Annotated in this window: 16 protein-coding genes; 8 read left to right on the top strand and 8 right to left on the bottom strand. The window is 37.6% G+C overall.

All coding sequences use genetic code 11. From position 1 onward, the window contains the following. Window positions 1–141: 141 nt before the first annotated feature. Together P3U61_RS11495 and P3U61_RS11490 are read right to left on the bottom strand one after the other, a co-directional pair. Window positions 142–1,650: a coagulase domain-containing protein gene (locus P3U61_RS11495; protein WP_199597043.1), complete on the bottom strand. Its 1,509-nt coding sequence runs from the start codon at window positions 1,648–1,650 to the stop codon at window positions 142–144. Between the two features lie 567 nt (window positions 1,651–2,217). Further along, on the bottom strand, window positions 2,218–2,409 hold the full coding sequence (locus tag P3U61_RS11490; protein ID WP_140223705.1) for a hypothetical protein: 192 nt from the start codon (window positions 2,407–2,409) through the stop codon (window positions 2,218–2,220). 235 nt (window positions 2,410–2,644) lie between these two features. Here P3U61_RS11490 and ppdK point away from each other — a divergent pair, with 235 nt between their 5' ends. The 5 genes from ppdK to P3U61_RS11470 all read left to right on the top strand — a co-directional run bounded on the left by ppdK (window position 2,645) and on the right by P3U61_RS11470 (window position 8,180). Beyond that, window positions 2,645–5,269 (top strand): pyruvate, phosphate dikinase, encoded by a 2,625-nt coding sequence (ppdK, locus tag P3U61_RS11485; protein WP_199569385.1) that lies wholly within the window; start codon window positions 2,645–2,647, stop codon window positions 5,267–5,269. After that, a complete protein-coding gene (locus P3U61_RS11480) occupies window positions 5,259–6,086 on the top strand; it encodes a pyruvate, water dikinase regulatory protein (protein ID WP_372584734.1) in 828 nt (275 codons plus the stop codon). The genes ppdK and P3U61_RS11480 overlap by 11 nt, the downstream gene beginning before the upstream one ends. Before the next feature lie 256 nt (window positions 6,087–6,342). Next, window positions 6,343–6,870, top strand: coding sequence for a hypothetical protein (locus P3U61_RS11475; protein WP_225549885.1), 528 nt, complete (start codon window positions 6,343–6,345; stop codon window positions 6,868–6,870). Between the two features lie 669 nt (window positions 6,871–7,539). Next, window positions 7,540–7,677, top strand: a complete 138-nt coding sequence (locus P3U61_RS12335) for an NAD(P)H-dependent oxidoreductase (RefSeq protein WP_274540849.1) — start codon at window positions 7,540–7,542, stop codon at window positions 7,675–7,677. Further along, on the top strand, window positions 7,674–8,180 hold the full coding sequence (locus tag P3U61_RS11470) for an NAD(P)H-dependent oxidoreductase (RefSeq protein WP_370863436.1): 507 nt from the start codon (window positions 7,674–7,676) through the stop codon (window positions 8,178–8,180). The genes P3U61_RS12335 and P3U61_RS11470 overlap by 4 nt, the downstream gene beginning before the upstream one ends. A gap of 116 nt (window positions 8,181–8,296) precedes the next feature. Here P3U61_RS11470 and kdpC read toward each other — a convergent pair whose 3' ends face one another. From kdpC to kdpF, 4 genes are read right to left on the bottom strand one after another with little or no spacing between them, the layout of a single operon-like run. Continuing rightward, the gene (gene kdpC, locus P3U61_RS11465; RefSeq protein ID WP_199569384.1) at window positions 8,297–8,857 is read right to left on the bottom strand and encodes a K(+)-transporting ATPase subunit C; all 561 of its coding nucleotides are present in this window, start codon (window positions 8,855–8,857) and stop codon (window positions 8,297–8,299) included. Window positions 8,858–8,867: 10 nt separating this feature from the next. Beyond that, a complete protein-coding gene (gene kdpB / locus P3U61_RS11460) occupies window positions 8,868–10,892 on the bottom strand; it encodes a potassium-transporting ATPase subunit KdpB (protein WP_199569382.1) in 2,025 nt (674 codons plus the stop codon). Between the two features lie 15 nt (window positions 10,893–10,907). Next, window positions 10,908–12,584, bottom strand: coding sequence for a potassium-transporting ATPase subunit KdpA (kdpA, locus tag P3U61_RS11455; RefSeq protein ID WP_015728565.1), 1,677 nt, complete (start codon window positions 12,582–12,584; stop codon window positions 10,908–10,910). 25 nt (window positions 12,585–12,609) lie between these two features. Beyond that, the gene (gene kdpF, locus P3U61_RS12330) at window positions 12,610–12,690 is read right to left on the bottom strand and encodes a K(+)-transporting ATPase subunit F (RefSeq protein WP_064485063.1); all 81 of its coding nucleotides are present in this window, start codon (window positions 12,688–12,690) and stop codon (window positions 12,610–12,612) included. Between the two features lie 158 nt (window positions 12,691–12,848). Between kdpF and P3U61_RS11450 the strand changes: the two genes are divergently transcribed. Both P3U61_RS11450 and P3U61_RS11445 read left to right on the top strand, forming a co-directional pair. Next, a complete protein-coding gene (locus tag P3U61_RS11450; protein WP_370498300.1) occupies window positions 12,849–15,482 on the top strand; it encodes a sensor histidine kinase in 2,634 nt (877 codons plus the stop codon). A gap of 13 nt (window positions 15,483–15,495) precedes the next feature. Then, window positions 15,496–16,185, top strand: a complete 690-nt coding sequence (locus tag P3U61_RS11445; protein WP_014614850.1) for a response regulator transcription factor — start codon at window positions 15,496–15,498, stop codon at window positions 16,183–16,185. 176 nt (window positions 16,186–16,361) lie between these two features. Here P3U61_RS11445 and P3U61_RS11440 read toward each other — a convergent pair whose 3' ends face one another. Continuing rightward, window positions 16,362–17,141, bottom strand: coding sequence for an exotoxin (locus tag P3U61_RS11440; protein WP_199569381.1), 780 nt, complete (start codon window positions 17,139–17,141; stop codon window positions 16,362–16,364). Between the two features lie 487 nt (window positions 17,142–17,628). Further along, window positions 17,629–17,817: a hypothetical protein gene (locus P3U61_RS11435; RefSeq protein ID WP_014614849.1), complete on the bottom strand. Its 189-nt coding sequence runs from the start codon at window positions 17,815–17,817 to the stop codon at window positions 17,629–17,631. 183 nt (window positions 17,818–18,000) lie between these two features. Between P3U61_RS11435 and P3U61_RS11430 the strand changes: the two genes are divergently transcribed. Further along, entirely contained in the window at window positions 18,001–19,329 is a 1,329-nt protein-coding gene (locus tag P3U61_RS11430; protein WP_015728566.1) for a sodium-dependent transporter, read from the top strand. Window positions 19,330–19,352: the final 23 nt, after the last annotated feature.

The raw sequence follows: 19,352 nt of genomic DNA, 5'->3' as shown, positions 1-19,352 counted from the left end.
TTTAATTATATAGAGATACTAGGGATTTTAATATTAACTAATTTTTAAATGATTATTAATTAATGTCATGGAAATTTAATAAGTAAAACCCTTATTTTGAGTTACAACTTAAAATAAGGGTTTTCTTGATTATTTGATATTTTATTGACCGTTGTAAGCTTTATTAATCATTTTGTTAAAGCGTTTTTGGTGTGCTTTGCTTAATGTCTTGACTTTTTGTTGAGCCGCCATTCGGTCTTGGTAACGATGTGTCTCAACGTACTGGTTTACTAATGCTTCTGCCTCTCTCACATGGTTACGTCGAATGGCGCGCTTTTCTCTTTCTGTGTAGCCAGATGTATCACTTTCGCTTACACCATACAAATAGCCTGACTTTTGGAAAGTAGTAGATTCATCAATATCAACGACGTGATTTTCTGTGATTGTTTCAGTTTCTTCTGCTACTGGCTGAGGTGTCTCTGATTGTTGTGCCATTGAATGTGTTTGTTGTACTCCAGGTGTCGCGACTTGTTCAGATTGTACTTGTCCATTTGCCTTTGGTACGTCGACTGTTTCAGTTGCTTGTTCACTGTTAGCAGTAGCTGATGTTTGAGTGTTACGCCCTTGAGGTACTTCGAATGTAGCCTCATGCTTCGTTTGTGGTACAGCAGTCATTGGTGTGTGTACGATTGTTTCAGTATGCACAGGTTGTTGTGGTGTTGCAGTTTGTGGTGCTTTGATTTCGATGCTATTAACTGATGGTTGCGCAACTTCTTGGTCACTCGGTTGAGATGGTGCGTCAATACTTTGTTGTTTTAAAGCTCTTGGATGTCTTAATTTTTCGTCTGTTTTAGCTTTATTAGCATCTTCTCTAAGTTTATTTTTTACTTTATTATCATTTTCATTTTCTCTTGTCAAAACAGGGATTTCTTTAGGACGTGCTAAATCCGCTTCTTCAAAAAATTCATCAATGATCGTTTCCAAGTCTTCTATTTTTCGGTCTAACATCCTTTTGTTAATCGGTTTCTTTTCTTCACGTTCATAGTCTAAGTTACCAATGCTCATATCGAGTTTATGATATAAGTTAGCTCTTGCATCTGTTTTCCTAGTAAATGTTTGACCTAACATTAACACTTGATTTTCTAGATTATTTAATTTTTGATCTGCTTCACTTTGTTGTTGATGATTAAAAGTTTTTAACTCAGGATGTTTGTCATTCAGTTCAGCGATTTCTCTTTCAAAGTCGTTTTTATTTTTTTTCAATTCTTCAAAAACTGATTTATATCTTTCATACGTTAATCCGATAACATGTTCTGGAATATCTTCGTTCTTTTGTCTTTTTCTTTCTTTAACTTTTTCGCCTTGCAAAAATTGGTTCATCGCTTCCATCTCAGCCATAAAACGTTGTTGATATTTCTTTACGGCTGCCTCATATTCTGGCTCATCATATCTTTCATGATTATAAATACTTAATGCATAAATCAAATCTTCTAAGCTTTTTTTGTATCGACTCGTTGTATCTGATGATGTATTACTTTTCTCAGTGATTGATAAAGATTTAGATGTATAAGGGTTTTTCTCCCCCGAAACAATGGCAGACGCTTCTCCTCCAACTAAAAAGTGTGAAGCAAGCACAGCACTTGCGGATAAAACAAGCAATTTCTTTTTCATTAATTCTTCTCCCTTAATATGAATATGTTTATAGTTACAAATTACTTTTAATCTCCCAATTAATTAATTTGTAAGCATTGATTATATATCACTTTTAAAATAAGAGAAATTAACTCGGAATTAATTGAAATTAAACAATTCTTAAAGCATTTAATAAACGGTTAAGAAATAATGTGTAAAACTTTATTTGTAATAAGCTAATTACTCAGTGGATTCACTTTGGTTTGCAACTAAATTTTTGGCAATTAGCTTTCGTAATATATAGGACATGGTTGCTAGTGTACGGATAAATATGGCTCGCTTTTTGAAGTTGCTCCTTCTTAAATCTATATCAATCGCTAGCGTTATCTGGTTTTTAAATGACTGTTATCACCTTATCTTTGCCGGCACTATATTTCCGAATTTAAAGTAGTGCGCGTGTGAACATCAAAAAGCATTTTGAAATCATGGTTTCATCATTCATTTTCTCTTAAGCATGTCATATTGAACAAAATTAAACAGAGACTTCAATAAATTCAAATAAAAAACGAAAAGCACCATTTGAAGTATGCTTTCCGTTACGGTTATTTATTCGTTTACATTCATACCATCGCGCCAAGTTGAATATAACAATGTGCCATCTTGTGCTTTGTATTTTCGATTGTCCGCGCCACGTTCGAATGATTGCGCTTTGAAAAATTTAATATGAGAAGAAACGTTCAGTTGTTCGGCATACCAAGTAGCCCATGTTTCGCCATCAATCGGCTCGTCATCTGTCACGTTATAAATACCTGGTTCGAAATCGAGCGCTTTGATTGCTGCTTCAACGGTGTCATCAATATGGACGTAAGATGTGATACCCTTTGATAATTGGACAGGGCCTTCTTTATGACAAATTATTGACAGTAAATAAAAAAATTAATGAATACAGCTATTTTTGATTGTCAATTTCGGATTAATATGACATACTTTTATTTAATTAGTATGGCATATTAAAAAGATAGAGGTGCTCAGTATGAAAAAATATGTTTATGCATTTGATGAAGGTCAGAAAAATATGAAAGATTTACTCGGTGGCAAAGGGGCCAATTTATCAGAAATGAAGCGTTTAGGTTTACCAGTTCCTGATGGCTTCACGATAACGACAGCCGCATGTATTGAATATTTAGAGCGTGGTGACCAGTTGTCAGATGAAGTGAAAACACAGTTACAAGAACAATTGGAGGCGTTTTCAGGGCGTACGAATAAAGCATTTTCTTCAGATGAAAACCTGTTACTTGTTTCAGTTCGTAGTGGGGCTAAAATTTCGATGCCAGGCATGATGGATACGATTTTAAATTTAGGCTTGAATGATGAAAATGTTGAAAAACTCGCACGTAAAACGAATGATGCACGTTTTGCTTATGATTGTTATCGTCGTCTCTTACAAATGTTTGGGGAAGTCGTGTACGGGATTCCGATGACTGCATTTGATACATACTTCGATAATTACAAAGCAACGCACGGTTATCAAAATGATGCGGATATTCCGGCTGAAGGGTTACAAGAAATTTGTGAACACTTTAAAACGGTTTATATTGAAGAAGTGTACAAACCATTCCCACAAAACCCACTTGATCAGTTGTTAGAAGCAATTGAGGCAGTCTTCAAATCTTGGGATAATGACCGTGCACGTGTGTATCGTGACCTGAATGACATTCCACATCATATTGGAACAGCTGTGAATGTACAAGAAATGGTGTTCGGTAATAGTGGACCGCAAAGTGGAACGGGAGTTGCTTTTACGCGCAATCCTGTCACAGGTGAAGCGAAACTATTTGGTGAATATTTGTTGAACGCACAAGGGGAAGATGTGGTCGCAGGGATTCGTACGCCCCAAGATATTGCGACATTACACGACCAAATGCCACACGTCCATGAACAATTTGTGGCTGTGGCGGACCAACTCGAACAACATTATCAAGATATGCAAGATATTGAATTTACGATTGAAAATGAAAAGCTTTATATTCTGCAAACGCGTAATGGTAAACGTACAGCGAAAGCGGCGATGCAAATTGCGGTTGATTTAGTCGAAGAGGGTGTCATTTCGAAAAAAGATGCGATGACTAAAGTGGACGTGAAATCCATTGATACGTTATTACATCCAACATTTGAAGCACAAGCGTTAGAAGCGGCGACAATCATTTCGAAGGCAGGTTTACCAGCGAGTCCAGGTGCGGCGACGGGTAAAATTGTGTTTTCAGCAGAAGAAGCGAAACGTCAAGCTGAGGCGGGCGAAAAAGTCATTTTAATGCGTCCAGAAACGTCACCGGAAGATATTGAAGGGATGATTGCGAGTGAAGCCATCGTAACGACACACGGTGGAATGACGTCGCATGCGGCTGTAGTCGCGCGTGGCATGGGGAAATGTTGTGTGACAGGCTGTGCGGACCTTGAAATTAATACACGTGAGAAAACAGTGACTTATGCGAATGGTCAGTTATTTGAAGGTGATGAAATTTCTGTCGACGGCGCACAAGGTGACATTTATGCTGGTATCGTGGAAACGACAAGTGCAGAACATAGCGAGGCGTTCGAACAATTTATGCAATGGACGGAAGAGATTGCGCGTCTAGGTGTTCGTATGAATGCGGAAACGACGCCTGATATTGAAGCGGGTTATCAGTTCAATGCGCAAGGTATTGGCCTTGTCCGTACAGAACATATGTTTTTCGGTGCAGAACGATTAGTAGAAATGCGTCGATTCATTTTATCTTCAGACGATGAGACGCGAACACAAGCTTTAAACCGTATTCGCACATATCAAACAGAAGATTTTGAACAAATTTTCCGTTTATCAGGCGAACGTCCAACGATTGTGCGTTTACTCGATCCACCGCTTCATGAATTTTTACCGAAATCTGACGAAGAAGTTGACAGTGTCGCAAAGCAGTTAAACATTTCAGCGGCACAGTTGAAACAACGCATAGCAGAATTGCATGAAACGAACCCTATGTTAGGCCACCGTGGTTGTCGTCTCGCGATCACATATCCAGAATTGTATGTTATGCAAGTCGAAGCGATGATGAAGAGTGTGGCACAATTGAAAGAAGAGGGTATCACATGTCATCCAGAAATTATGGTGCCGCTCGTTTCTACTGTGGCAGAGTTTAAAGTATTAAAAGCACAAATTCTGGATGCGATTCAGCAAATTGAGACAGACACGAACCAATCACTCCATTATTTAGTAGGGACGATGATTGAAACACCGCGCGCTTGTGTGATTGCGGGTGACCTTGCGAAAGAGTGCGACTTCTTCAGCTTTGGTACGAACGATTTAACACAACTGACTTTCGGCTTTTCTCGTGATGATGCCGGAAAATTTATTAATGACTATTTGAACCAACATATTTTAGCAGCTGATCCATTCCAAACTTTAGATGTGGATGGCGTGGGTGAACTCGTTCGTAATGCGTCAGAACAAGCAAAAGCCGCAAATCCTAATATTAAAATCGGTGTCTGTGGTGAGCTCGGCGGGGACCCGAAATCCATCCACCACTTTAACCGTATGGCGATTGATTATGTGTCATGTTCGCCATTCCGTGTACCAGGTGCCAAGTTAGCGGCAGCACAAAGTGTCGTTGAAAGTGAGGGATAATATGACAACAACACCGCAATTGACCATTTTTATCATATCAGATTCATTAGGTGAGACCGCACAACGTATGGTGCATGCGGTGATGAGTCAATTTCCGAAGCTGACACAGATAGAAATGAAGAAATTTTCATTGATTGAAAGTGAGGAAGCGCTCCTTAACGTACTAAAACTCGCCAAAGAACGGCAAGCCATCGTCGTGACAACTTTAGTGACGGATCATTTCAATGCATTGGGGCAAGCGTACGCTTTGGAACATGAAATTCCATACATTGATTACATGTCACCATTCATGCAGCATGTTCAAGCCGCAACGGGTCATGTGCCTGTGAAGGAAAAAGGAAAAATACGTGAGTTAGATGAAGACTATTTCAAACGGATTGACGCAATAGAATATGCAGTCAAATATGATGATGGCAAACATTTTACAGATATTGAAGAAGCGGACGTCCTTATTGTCGGTGTTTCTAGAACATCTAAAACACCTTTAAGTATGTATTTAGCGAACAAAGGATACAGGGTCGCTAATATTCCGTTAGTGCCTGAAATCGGCATCCCTTATGACATCGTAAAAGACAAAAAATTGAAAGTCATCGGTCTCACCGCAAGCCCTGAATATATTATGAGCATTCGAACAGAGCGTGTGAAAGTGCTCGGTATAAAAGGGAAACAAGCGTATTACAATGATTTACAGCGCATTAAAGCAGAACTCGCCTATGCGGAAGAGGTTTTTAAACAGCTCAATGCGACAGTCATTAATACAGAATATCGTTCAATTGAAGAATCTGCATTTTATATTGAAAAGATTTTACAAAAATAGCGGTTTGATGATGTGAATAAGGACAAAATTTCGATATGAAGTCAATCAAGCACATCGAATTATTGGTGTCTCATGAACAGCAATGCAATGTAACCAAAAAGGCTGGGATCATATCTCAGTCTTTTTGGTTTTGGGCAAGAGATTCTTTAATATTTAATTTTAACACCAAATATTTTGTTATATGATATACGTTATGTATTGACAAAATAGTTTTTTGTATTACTTTACTATAAAATGAAAAAAGGGCATTAAAATTATGGAAAATATTAACTTGAAAAAATTTTTTATATTATTAATGAGTATGATTTTGATAATAAGTTTTATCTCTTTGCCAGTTAGTGCTCAAACATCAAATATTTCCGAACAACAAAAAGTTGATAAGGTAGCAGCAATGCTAAAATTTATTTATGAAGAAGCTTCGACAAAAGATAAAAATGGTAACATTATTGATATGGATGTGAACAAAATATCTGAAAAATATGGGGATGCACAAGAATTAAAGCAGTTAAAAAAAGAAATCATGGTGGACCAAAAACCCACATCATATAGAAGTTTTAATAGTGGGAAATTCAAAAGTTGTATAACAAGTGCTGTCGCTGATCAATTTGGAGTTGGTGTAGTAACGGCAATTATGGAAGGTGGATTTTACGCATACATGAAAAAGAAAGCATACAAAGAAGCGGCAAAATTACTCTTAAAATTTGCTATTGGCTCTAACTTGGTAGGTCTATCAGCATTTACAGCATATTACGGTGGTAAATGTGCTGCCTATGCAAATAGCTAGAAAAATTTTTGAAGGAGTTGCTTATGAACTTACCTAAATTACTATTTAACCTCGTTTATATCATGACACCATTAACTTACATAATTGTGTATAGTGTATTTACTTTAATCAGGGGAAACGATGTATTCACAGCAATTCATCAAATGTTACCTATGATTGCAATCTATTATTTCATCGCGAGTATCGTTATAGCAATACTATTCGAAAAGATTGTTAAAGAGATAAAAAAAGTAAAGGCAGAGGAACAATAAAAAGGGTAGTTAATCGAATTCAATTCATTTCCGACTAAAACTTTTGATTGTCATAAGTATTGCTGAATTTGTCTTCTTTGATATAGATTCTATATTTCTATGATTGCCAAAATGTGTTTATGGCATGGGAAAGTAAATCCAGTTAGGCAATCTAACATCAAATGAGAGGACGAGGACAAGCTTTCGATATGAAGTCAATCAAGCACATTGAATTATTGGTGTCTCATGAACAGCAATGCATTGTAATCATAAAGGCTGGGATCATATCTCAGTCTTTTTGCTTTTCGCCAAGATCAAGTGAGTATAATGAAGAGATAAATCGTTTTGAAAGAGGGGTTTTATGTATTAATTTAAAAGATATATTTTGAAAACTATCATTACTATACTCGTCTCACCCAAAAAAAGAGGAGCATCAATTATGAAAACGTTAATCATTAACGCACATCCGAGGTTCAACAACAAGGACAGCTTTGCCAATCAAATGCAAGCCATGTTTCTAAAAAAATACAACGATGAATTCCCAAATGATACACCGGATATTCTAAATTTAATATGATATTGAATTACCCCCGTATTGAAATGGCGCAGTTGCTTAATGTTTGGGATAAGCAATCTTCAGGTGAAACAATGACAGCAGAAGAACAACGCCTCGCTCAGATTAATGCAGCCTTGCTTTCACAATTCAAATCACATCACCGCATTGTCATCATTTCGCCACTGCACAATTTTAATGTTACATCACGTTTAAAAGATTATATTGATAACATTTTGATAGTGCGTCAAACTTTCAAATATACGTCTGACGGTTCAGTAGGGTTAATGACTGATAATTATAAAGCGCTATATATCCAGGCGATCGGTTCCATTTATACTAACGAAGATCGCTATCAACCTTTAGATTTTGCGCCTCAATATTTAAAAGCGATGTTTAAAGAAATGATAGCATTTGATGACTATTACATTGTTCGCGCTCAAGGTACAGCTAAATTAAGTAAAGAAGCGGTATTACAACAGGCACAACACGATTTAGAGGAAGTTTTTGAAGCGTCCTATAGCTAAATATAAAAAGTTGTGAAGCAATCTAGTGTCACAGATTCCTCCACAACTTATCTCATTGTTTCTCCGACGGTATGTGAACGAGATGTTTCGTTTGTATCTACGCAACCACCTAAAAACTAATGACCTGACATGCGATCTAAGGCAAGATTTAATGCTAACACATTGACATCATCATCATACAAAGTACCTTGATGGGCTTGGTTCGAAATGAGTTGATTGATTTGTTCTGTTGACAGGTTTCTGCGTTCTGCGATGCGCGCGACTTGTTGTTTCGCGTTGTTTACAGTAATATCCGGGTCTAAACCTGAACCTGACTCTGTAACGGCATCAATAGGTGTATGGCCGTTTGTTTGTTTTAAAGCTGCCACTCTCTGTTGAAGTTCAGGATGCCCATTAGAATAGTTATGACTACCAGAAGCGACCCCGTTTCCTTTGATCATGGCGGCATCCATATTATATTTTACAGCGCTTACACGGCCATGAAAGTATTGAGGTTCATCCCATTGTTGACCGATCAACTCGGAGCCGACAATTTGATGGTTCTGTGTCACAAGGCTACCGTTCGCTTGATGATGAAACAATGTCTGCCCAACTGCAGTAACAGCCAGTGGAAAGATGAGACCGCATAAAATCATTGTCATTACAACGAGTCCTATACTACTTCTTATCGTTTTCATATGCATCCTCCTATAGCCACCATTGAATTAAAAGATCGATTAATTTAATGCCAATAAAAGGGACAATCATCCCGCCGAGTCCATAGACCAACATATTTTTCATCAATATCGTTTCAGTCGACGCCCCTTTAATGCGCACCCCTTTCATCGCAATAGGAATCAGCAATGCAATAATGAGTGCATTAAAGATGAGTGCTGAAATAATGGCAGATTCAGGGGAATGTAACTGCATAATATTTAAGCGACTCATTTCAGGTATCGTGACCATCATCATAGCAGGTAAAATGGCAAAATATTTGGCAATATCATTCGCAATACTAAATGTTGTCAATGCGCCCCTCGTCATGAGCAACTGTTTACCGATTTTGACGACTTCCATTAATTTCGTTGGATTGGAATCTAAATCAATTAAGTTTGCGGCTTCTTTTGCGCTTAATGTCCCTGAATTCATCGCTAGGCCGACATTCGCTTGGGCAAGAGCAGGGGCGTCATTCGTTCCATCACCTGTCATCGCAACAATGTGGCCTTTTTCTTGTTCTTCTTTAATGACTTTGATTTTATCTTCCGGTTTACATTCGGCGATAAAACGGTCGACACTGGCTTCTTTTGCAATTGTAGCGGCAGTCAATTCGTTGTCACCGGTACACATCACCGTTTCGATGCCCATTTGACGCAACTCTTGGAAACGTTCCACCAAGCCTTCTTTAATGACATCTTTTAAATAGATCACGCCTAAGATCGTTTGGTTTTCAACGACAATTAACGGTGTGCCGCCTTTACTAGAGACTTCAGTAACGAGTGCTTCGATATTGGAAGGAATCACCCCACCTTGTTGTTTCACATATTTCAACATACTATTAGGTGCCCCTTTAAAGACTGAACGTTCGCCGATAATGATACCACTCATACGTGTTTCTGCTTTGAATGGTCGATAATCTCCTTTGACCTCCTCTGGCAACTGTACGGATGAACGTTTGGCTAAAGTGACGATACTTTTGCCTTCAGGTGTATCATCTTCAACGGAACTTTCATACGCTGCGACGAGTAATCTGTCATACCATTCCTCCCGAACAGGCAGTAAGGATTCCGCTAAACGATTACCGTACGTGATTGTGCCTGTTTTATCTAAAATTAAGACATCGACATCGCCACACGTTTCAATCGCGCGTCCACTTTTCGCCAAAATATTAAATTGTGTAACACGGTCCATACCGGCAATCCCAATGGCAGAAAGTAATCCCCCGATCGTTGTTGGAATTAAACAAACTGTCAATGCAATCAATGATGTGATAGGGACATTCAGATTTAAATATTGGGCAATGGGATACAACGTTAAAATGACAACGAGAAAAATAATCGTTAATGTCATTAGCAATGTAAACAGCGCAATTTCGTTTGGTGTTTTTTTACGTTGGGCCCCTTCAACTAGGGCAATCATTTTATCTAAAAATGTCGCACCTTCTTCACTGTCTACTTCAATAATGAGCCAGTCCGACGTCACAGTTGTTCCACCAATGACACCCGAAAAATCGCCACCTGATTCTTTTATGACAGGGGCAGACTCTCCGGTAATAGCAGATTCATCAACTGTGGCAATCCCTTTAATAATGGTTCCGTCTAACGGAATCATTTCACCTGATTTTACGAGAATACGGTCACCTCGTTTTAAAGCTGACGCGTCAACCGTTTCGTATACTTCAGCGTTGACTATGCGACGTGCAATCATATGAGACTTTGTTTCTCGAAGACTGTTGGCCTGTGCTTTACCGCGACCTTCTGCAATCGCTTCTGAAAAGTTAGAAAAGAGCACGGTAAAGAATAAAATGATGAAAATCGTAAATAAATAAAGTCGTGACATCGCGCCATCTGTAAAAATTTGTGGCACGATTGTCATGATTAACGTTAAAACCATCCCCACCTCTACGACAAACATAATTGGATTTTTAATGAGAGATACAGGGTTTAATTTAATAAAACTTTCTTTGATGGCTTGTCTGACAATCGCGCGATTCAACACATGAGATGATTGTTTCATTCAACACAGTCTCCTTTATTTTAATGATAAAAATTCGCCAATCGGTCCAAGTAATAACACAGGTAAAAATGTCAAACCACTCAACAAAATTATAAAAATCGTGAGTGATACCCCGAAGAAAGGTTTGTCGATCGCAATCGTTTGATCACTTTTTTGATAGGCTTTTTTATTCACCAAACTTGAAGCAATCATCACTTGTAAAATGATAGGGGTATAGCGTGCAAGCAACATGACGATACCTGTCGAGATGTTCCAAAATGCTGTATTATCGCTTAAACCTTCAAAGCCAGAACCATTATTCGCTGCAGATGAGCTCATTTCGTAAAGTACTTGTGAAATACCGTGAAATGAAGGGTTGGTGATTGCTGCACTCGCACCAGGAACGATAAAAGCCAAGGCTGTTGCGATTAAAATTAATACCGGATGAATTAAAAAGGTCAACGCAATCAGCTTCATTTCGCGACCTTCTATTTTCATCCCTAAATAATGCGGTGTTTTGCCGACCATCAAACTACAAATAAAGACAGTCAATAAAACGTAAATGAGCATATTCATTAACCCGACACCTTCACCACCGAAAATGGCATTCAGCATCATGAGCACGATAGGTACGAGACCACCAATTGGGGTGAGTGTGTCATGCATATTATTGACTGTACCGGTCGTAAATGCTGTCGTGATCGCTGTAAATAATGCTGACAGACCTGGACCAAATCGGACTTCTTTCCCTTCCATGTTCGGGCCAATAACACCTAAATGAGCCAACACGACATTGCCTTTGTACTCTGCAATCAATGCGATGACAAAGCACACTAAGAAAAAGAGCAGCATAGTTCCGAAGATGACATAAGCATGCGCATGAATGTGTTTGCCGTTTTTGGTCAACATTCGTCCGAATAGAAAGACGAGTGCACCCGGAATTAACATCATACTCAACATTTCGATATAGTTAGACCATACAGTCGGATTTTCAAAAGGTGTGGCAGAGTTCGCACCTAAAAAACCACCACCATTTGTACCGATATGCTTAATGGACTCTAAAGATGCCATAGGACCATATGCGATATGTTGAACTTTTCCTGTAATCGTATGCAATGTTAAGTTCCCTTTTAAAGTTTGCGGTGTCCCTTGACTGATTAACAGGAGACTTACAATGAATGACAAAGGTATGGAAACACGGACTAAAAAGCGCACCATATCTTGATAAAAGTTGCCGATGATATCTGTCATTCCTGTTAAACGGCGTAACATTGCAATACAAACCGCGTAACCTGAAGCGCTAGACGTAAACATCAAATAAGTGATGACCATCATTTGTGTCAAATAGGTTAGACCGGATTCACCAGCGTAATGTTGCAAGTTCGTATTCGTTAAGAACGACACGGCTGTGTTAAATGCTAATGACACAGATTGATTTAAATTATGGTTAGGATTTAAAAAGAGCCATTGTTGAATGAGTAGCAGTACGAACGTCAACGCGCCCATTAGTCCATTAAACAATAGAAAATGTTTGAGGTAAGTCTTACCCGACATATGCTCTAGTTGCGTCCCTAAAACTTTATAAATGCCTTTTTCAACACCTGAAAATACTTTGTCTGCGGGTGTAGGTGTTAATAACGCCACGCTGTATAAATAACGACTTAATAAAAATGCGCATAGAAAAAAAGTGATTAAAAAGATAACGATTTCCATGTTTTCCCTCCATCAATAGCTGAATTTAAAACTTTTCACTGTAAATTAAGGCATAAACTAAATAGCCGATTAATACGATGACGATCAAACCTAATATGCTAATCATCTGTGGACCTCCTCCTTATTGCCGAAATCATTATATAAAAATTTCTATAAGGGGATTATTAATATTTGCATTGTTTTATTAAGAAGTTATTAAGATAAATAAAAGCGTATTTTTTTATAGAAAATGTAAGATTTGAAGTTTATGATGAGTGAGAAGAGGTGAAGAATATGGAGCGTCATCTAACGATAAAAAGAGGAGCATTAACGATATATTTGGGTTATTCTCCGGGTGTAGGTAAAACTTATGAAATGTTATCCAATGCGATCGATGCTTATCACGAAGGTGCGGATATTAAAATTGGTTATATCGAGCCACATCAACGTAAAGAAACTCAAGCCCTTGCTGAACAATTGCCAGTTATTCAAACAAAATCTAAAAATCACGGCAGCCATACATTCCACTATTTAGATGTTGATCAAATTATTGAAGACGACCCAGATGTGGTCCTCATCGATGAATTAGCGCATACCAACATTTCAAAAGAGCGACATGAAAAAAGGTATATGGATATTGAAGAAATACTTTCCCACGGCATTGATGTTCATACAACATTAAATATTCAGCACATCGAAAGTTTGAGTGAACAAGTGGCGTTACTGACGGGGGTCAAAATTAAAGAGCGTGTGCCTGACCAATTCATTATGTCGAGTGATGCAATAGAGGTCATTGATATTTCACCAAAGCAACTCATCAACCGACTTAAAGCAGGAAAAGTGTATAAAAAGGAACGACTCGACACAGCATTTTCGCATTTTTTTACATATGAGAACCTTACTGAATTACGAGAATTAACATTGAGAACAGCCGCTGATATGATGAGTCAAAAAGAGCATCTTTATAAGAAAAATACAGATATTACCCCGCATGTCGCAGTTGCTATCAGTGGAAGTATCAGCAATGAAACCGTCATTCGAGAGGCGCGTCGCATTGCGAACCGTGAGCATGCTCAATTTACAGCGGTGTATATTGACGTGTTTGATCATGAAGGCAAACAGTATGCAAATAATAGTCAAGTGCACCAAAATTTAATGCTGGCGCAGTCGTTAGGGGCATCCGTCAAAGTGATATATGATAATCAAATTGCATCGGGTCTCGATGATTGGTGTAAATCCCAAAAAGTGACGAAACTCGTTATCGGTCAACATATGAATGATAAATGGCATACACGGTTGAAGCGGCCTTTAATTGACCAATTACTTGATTTAAAACATCATTATAAAATTGAAATTGTGCCGATTAAACATATTCAAATGAAAGCAAAGCCTGAGCGACAACATCAACATATGCAACAAAAGCGTTGGACTGTCGATATTTTTAAAATGATTGCGATTCAAGCGATTTGCGTACTGTTAGGCTTGTGGATTTATAGCACAGGCAAAGGAGAACAAGATACAATCATTCTACTGTTATTTTTATTAGGTATTGTCGTTTTAAGTATGTGGACGCAATCGTATTTAATCGGTTTTTTCGCTGCGATTTTAAACGTGTTGGTGTTTAATTTCTTTTTTACTGTGCCAAGATTTACGTTTGAGGTTTATCGCTTTGACTATCCTATCACTTTCACGATCAGTATTATCGTGAGTATCGTCACGAGTGGCTTATTAAAACAAATTAAGCATCAGTACATCGTCACGAAACATCAATTGTACCGGACCGATATTTTGTTGCAGTTTAATGATTCAATTAAACAAACGTACACGATTCCTGATTTATTAGTGAATGCAAGACATCAAATTCAACATCTGTTAAAGCAAGAAGTTACGATTTATTTAGTGGAAGATGAAAAAATTTCAAAAACGATACCGGTTGAAGGGCCACAGACTAATGATTCTCGCCACCAACAAGCGCTAAGTTGGATCATTAAAAACCAAAAGCGTGCAGGAGCAACAACGGATACATTTCCAGGTATTCACTATTTGCTCATACCGATTGGCACAAAACCTGTTAAAGCAATCGTTTCCATACACTTTTCTGAAGCGCAAATTATTGATTCCTATGACAATTCTATTTTAGAGTCCATGTTGAATGAAATGTCGCTTGCTGTAGAGAACTTGAGCTTACTTCGTCAAACACGAGAGTCGATGTTACGAGCTGAGCGGGAGGTGGCACGTGCCCACTTTTTACGCTCCATTTCTCATGATATTCGCACACCACTAACTTCTATCATCGGTAATTTGGACGTCTTATTACTCAATGGGAAAGAAATGCCTCGCGCAGAACAACAGCAGTTAGTTTCCCGGTCGTTTGACGAAGCCCAGTATTTACACATGCTCGTTTCCAATATTTTGTCACTTACCAGACTCGAGCATTCGAATATGAAGCTCAACCGCCAACTGTATCTCATTGAAGAATTAGTTGAAGAAATCGAATCCGTGCTTGAACGTAGACGGCTCAACAAGCAAGTGAAAGTGTCGGCATTACATGAGATATGCTTCGTCGATATTGATAGTCAGCTCATTTTACAAGCGGTTTTTAATTTGATTGAAAACGCGTTAAAACATACGCCACCTGAAACACCTATTACGTTAAGAATCAATAAAAATGAACCCCACATATTATTTGAGGTAATCGATAGGGGACCGGGATTGTCGGATGAAGAACAACAAACGATTTTCCAACCTTTTGAGAAACATCAACTTTTCAAAGATAACAAGAAAGATAGTATGGGACTCGGACTTTATCTCGTGCAGGCGATTCTACAAAAGCATGACAGTCAATTAAAATATCGACAAAATGAGCCGCATGGGAGTATATTTTATTTCAACTTACCTTTTGAAAAAAATACAAATTGAGGAGTGAAGTGCCGTGAACACAAAAATATTAGTGGTAGAAGATGATGCGGCAATTACCCATTTGCTCGATGTCTCATTAACCCTTGATTATTATGAAGTCATCACTGCGACAAATGGAAAGGATGCTGATTTTCAAATACGTTCTAAAGCACCAGACATCATTTTATTAGATTTAGGGTTACCCGATATCGACGGTTTAGAATTGATTAAAAGGATACGGCAAACTTTCGATATTCCTATTATTGTGATCAGTGCACGATTGGATGAACAAACAATTGTTGAGGCATTGGATAACGGTGCAAATGATTACATGACCAAACCATTCAATGTGGATGAATTACGCGCACGTATTAGAGTGGTGCAACGGTTGGAGAATATGCAGAATCAAAAAGAAATTGTCTTTGAAAATGGCCCTTTAGTCGTATCGTATCAAGCTAAAACGGCCCAAATTGATAATCAATTGCTCAATTTGACGCCGCACGAATTTGCTTTATTAGAATTATTGTGCCGTCACGTAGGTAAAGTGCTTACGTATGATACGATACTTAAAGCAATTTATGGTTATGTGAATCAATCAGAAATGCCGAGCTTGCGCGTACATATGACGTCGTTGCGCAATAAACTGACACAAGCCCATCCCGAGTCGAAACAACTCATTATTACGCGGCCTCGCATCGGTTATCAAATGCAATATTGGCAATAAAGTTATGTTGAAAAGCGTTTTGAAGATTTTACTTCAAAATCATGATACAGTGACGGCAAGAATTTAAATGAGATAGAAGTTGACTACGTAAGCCTGATTAAAAAACCTCCACATTTATAAAGTCACAGAAAGAGAGGGATAGATACGGTATTCAAAGAGATTTTAAATATATCAATTCAATTTGTATATAAGTATATGTCAATATGTATATTCTCAGAACTAATAGTTTTATTGTCTTGATATATTCTTAATATCGTGTCTGCACCTTTTCCTTCAGCAGCATATAAATCATAACTAGCCGAATGTTTCCTTGAGGTTTCAAATACTATAAGGCCTCTTTGTATCTTTCCTCCAAAGGCGTCTGGGTTATACAAATTATATTTTTCGTGCAAATAATGTCTTGCTTTGAGATCTAGTTCCTGAATGGTTACTTCTTTCTTATACGTTCTGACTGTGTCTAGAGGTACTGAAGTTTGCTTCCCATCTAACCATAAGTTAACTGGTATTTTTTTCTCTTCGTCTAGTTTGTTGTTATCGTGTAACGTTACACCTCCATACATACATGCTGTTTTGTGTGGTTTACCACCAAAACATGAATAACCATAATGAGAACCATACAAGTCTATCTTTTTCCCTTTATATTTACTTGCGTCCTCCTTTGAAATAAACTGTACCAATAAATCATTATACCAAGGATGGTCTATAAAAAAATCGTTAAACAGTAAAGTATAATCTAAAAATTGGTCTTCGGTAGATTTGTTTTCAGAATTAATTTTTTCATTATAAAAGTAGATTTGTCTAAGATTGTTTAAAGTAACACCAGGTAAATCTGATTTTTTGTGTAAATTTCCTTCTTTAGTAATTTCACTTTTCTCAGCTCCATTCACACAAGGCGTAATTATAAATATTACGATAAAAGATAAAATGAGAATTAATGGTATTTTTCTTTTTTTCATTATCTTCACCCCTAATGTATATTTTGTGTTTTTTCTTTTTAAATATTAAAAATGACTATCATTATTTGTTTGGTATCTAAATATTAAATCCCGTTAGAACTATTTGTTTTAATTATAATAACATTATACATTAATAGTATAAATGGATAATTTGTGACATTTTTTAAATTTGTAACGAAACAATAATTGTTCAAAATAAGTGTGCTAAAGTACCTGTAATAGCAATAAGGAATAAAAGACAAAGCGGCATGTTATCAAAACATAGAAGAAATCTCTAGCCAGCAAGTGTATTTTTCTATTATTCATAAGATAAGTAAATATAAAAAAGCCATTAAACTCTAGAAAGTGAATTTAATGGCTTTTTCTTAAAGTGATTGAAGGTGTAGATTCTAGCTTTACTGTCTGTTTAAAAAATAAAGATACTGAAAATGAACCTATTATGGTACGTAAATATCGATGTGTTGGGCTTGTCTCATCCCCCATTTTGCTACCTTAATTTGCGATTCTGTTGTTTATTAGGCACGACAAAATAAAGAATCGCAAAGACGATAATGGAGATAAACGTAACGGTTGCTGTGATTGTTGGACTTAAACCAAACAGCACAGACGACAAGACACATAGCGTACTCACAATGATGGCAATTAAATAAATACGTTCTTTTAATTTTTGCGACATGACTTCTCACCTCTTTTACAACTTAATCATAACAAAATACAACATCGTTTCAATACTAAACTTTTGATGAAATACTATAAAAAAGTGTTCTTTCATTGTCGATAACTGATGAATGTGTTATATTGCAAGATGACTTAAACGATTCAACGTATTAAAGCGTAGAAAAAGAGAGGATGAACGGTTTTGTCGCAACGGTCACAATGGAAATCGTCAACCGGCTTTATTTTAGCGAGTGCCGGTTCTGCGATTGGTCTAGGTGCACTATGGAAATTTCCTTATATGGCGGGGATGTTCGGTGGTGGCGCATTTTTATTTATGTTTTTAGCCTTTACGATTTTAGTAGGTCTACCGTTACTGATTATGGAGTTTGCAGTCGGTCAACTTGGTCGCACGTATACAACAGAATTATTTGGTCAGTTAACAGGGCGCAAATGGTTAAATGGCATCGCATGGATTGGTAATTTAGCGGTGTTTGTGTTGTTTAGTTTTTACAGTGTGATCGGCGGTTGGATTATTGTCTATTTCGGCTTTGTCCTTGCGCAACTGTTCCACATTGTGCCGACACATCTTCACGATTTGCAATTTCAAGCTATTATTAGTCAACCGCTCTATGTTGTTACGGGGCAGGCGATTTTTATTGCATTAACATGTGGTATTGTCATGCGTGGCGTGCAACAAGGGTTGGAAAAAGCGTCGAAATTAATGATGCCCTTATTATTAGTCTTTTTAATCATCATCGTAGTGAAAACATTATCGCTTGATGGGGCTATGGATGGGGTACGTTTCTTATTCCAACCGCGTGTCTCTGAAATCAATATGGAGTCTATGCTATTCGCTTTAGGACAGTCCTTTTTTGCGCTATCACTCGGGACGACAGGGATGATGACATATGCGAGTTACGCTTCAACAGATATGCCGATTAAAACGTCAGCATTGACGATTTTAATCATGAATATTGCCATTGCGATCTTAGCGGGCTTAGCGATTTTCCCGGCATTAGAAACGTTCGGCTACCAAGCGAAAGAAGGACCTGGCTTATTGTTTATCATATTGCCACTCGTTTTTGAAAAAATACAGTTCGGCACATTATTTTATGCGATTTTCTTAGTGCTCTTTTTATTTGCAGCGCTCACATCTTCTATTTCACTACTAGAACTGAACGTGTCGAACTTCACACGTAATAATAACCGCAAACGTCCAACGATGGCATTGATCATCAGTTTAGCCGTATTCATCGTTGGTGTACCTGCTACATTATCATTTGGGCCACTCAGCCACATCCAATTTGGTGCCGGTTCAATTTTTGATAATATGGATTTTGTTTTTTCGAATATTTTATTACCTATCGGCGCCTTAGCTTCAACGCTAGCGATTGGTTATGCGATGGAAAAGGTGCGTTTAAAAACAGGTTTTGGTAACGACCCTCTGAAATTGTTTGCGATCTGGTACATTTTCATTCGATACATTTTACCGGTTGTCATTTTATTGGTTTTCATTTTGCAATTAGTATAACAAGCATTTCATTCATGTTGAAT

This window comes from Staphylococcus pseudintermedius (genome assembly GCF_034042775.1).
GTDB lineage: Bacteria > Bacillota > Bacilli > Staphylococcales > Staphylococcaceae > Staphylococcus > Staphylococcus pseudintermedius.
The sequence above is the reverse complement of the archived record's forward strand: the minus strand, read 5'-3'. Positions and strand labels throughout refer to the sequence as shown.

Coding starts and splice junctions, on each gene's coding strand:
- P3U61_RS11435 (WP_014614849.1), bottom strand. CDS start 17,817: ATGTCGCAAAAATTAAAAGAACGTATTTATTTAATTGCCATCATTGTG.
- kdpB (WP_199569382.1), bottom strand. CDS start 10,892: ATGAAACAATCATCTCATGTGTTGAATCGCGCGATTGTCAGACAAGCC.
- P3U61_RS11440 (WP_199569381.1), bottom strand. CDS start 17,141: ATGAAAAAAAGAAAAATACCATTAATTCTCATTTTATCTTTTATCGTA.
- P3U61_RS11470 (WP_370863436.1), top strand. CDS start 7,674: ATGATATTGAATTACCCCCGTATTGAAATGGCGCAGTTGCTTAATGTT.
- kdpF (WP_064485063.1), bottom strand. CDS start 12,690: ATGATTAGCATATTAGGTTTGATCGTCATCGTATTAATCGGCTATTTA.
- kdpA (WP_015728565.1), bottom strand. CDS start 12,584: ATGGAAATCGTTATCTTTTTAATCACTTTTTTTCTATGCGCATTTTTA.
- P3U61_RS11475 (WP_225549885.1), top strand. CDS start 6,343: ATGGAAAATATTAACTTGAAAAAATTTTTTATATTATTAATGAGTATG.
- P3U61_RS11495 (WP_199597043.1), bottom strand. CDS start 1,650: ATGAAAAAGAAATTGCTTGTTTTATCCGCAAGTGCTGTGCTTGCTTCA.
- kdpC (WP_199569384.1), bottom strand. CDS start 8,857: ATGAAAACGATAAGAAGTAGTATAGGACTCGTTGTAATGACAATGATT.
- ppdK (WP_199569385.1), top strand. CDS start 2,645: ATGAAAAAATATGTTTATGCATTTGATGAAGGTCAGAAAAATATGAAA.
- P3U61_RS12335 (WP_274540849.1), top strand. CDS start 7,540: ATGAAAACGTTAATCATTAACGCACATCCGAGGTTCAACAACAAGGAC.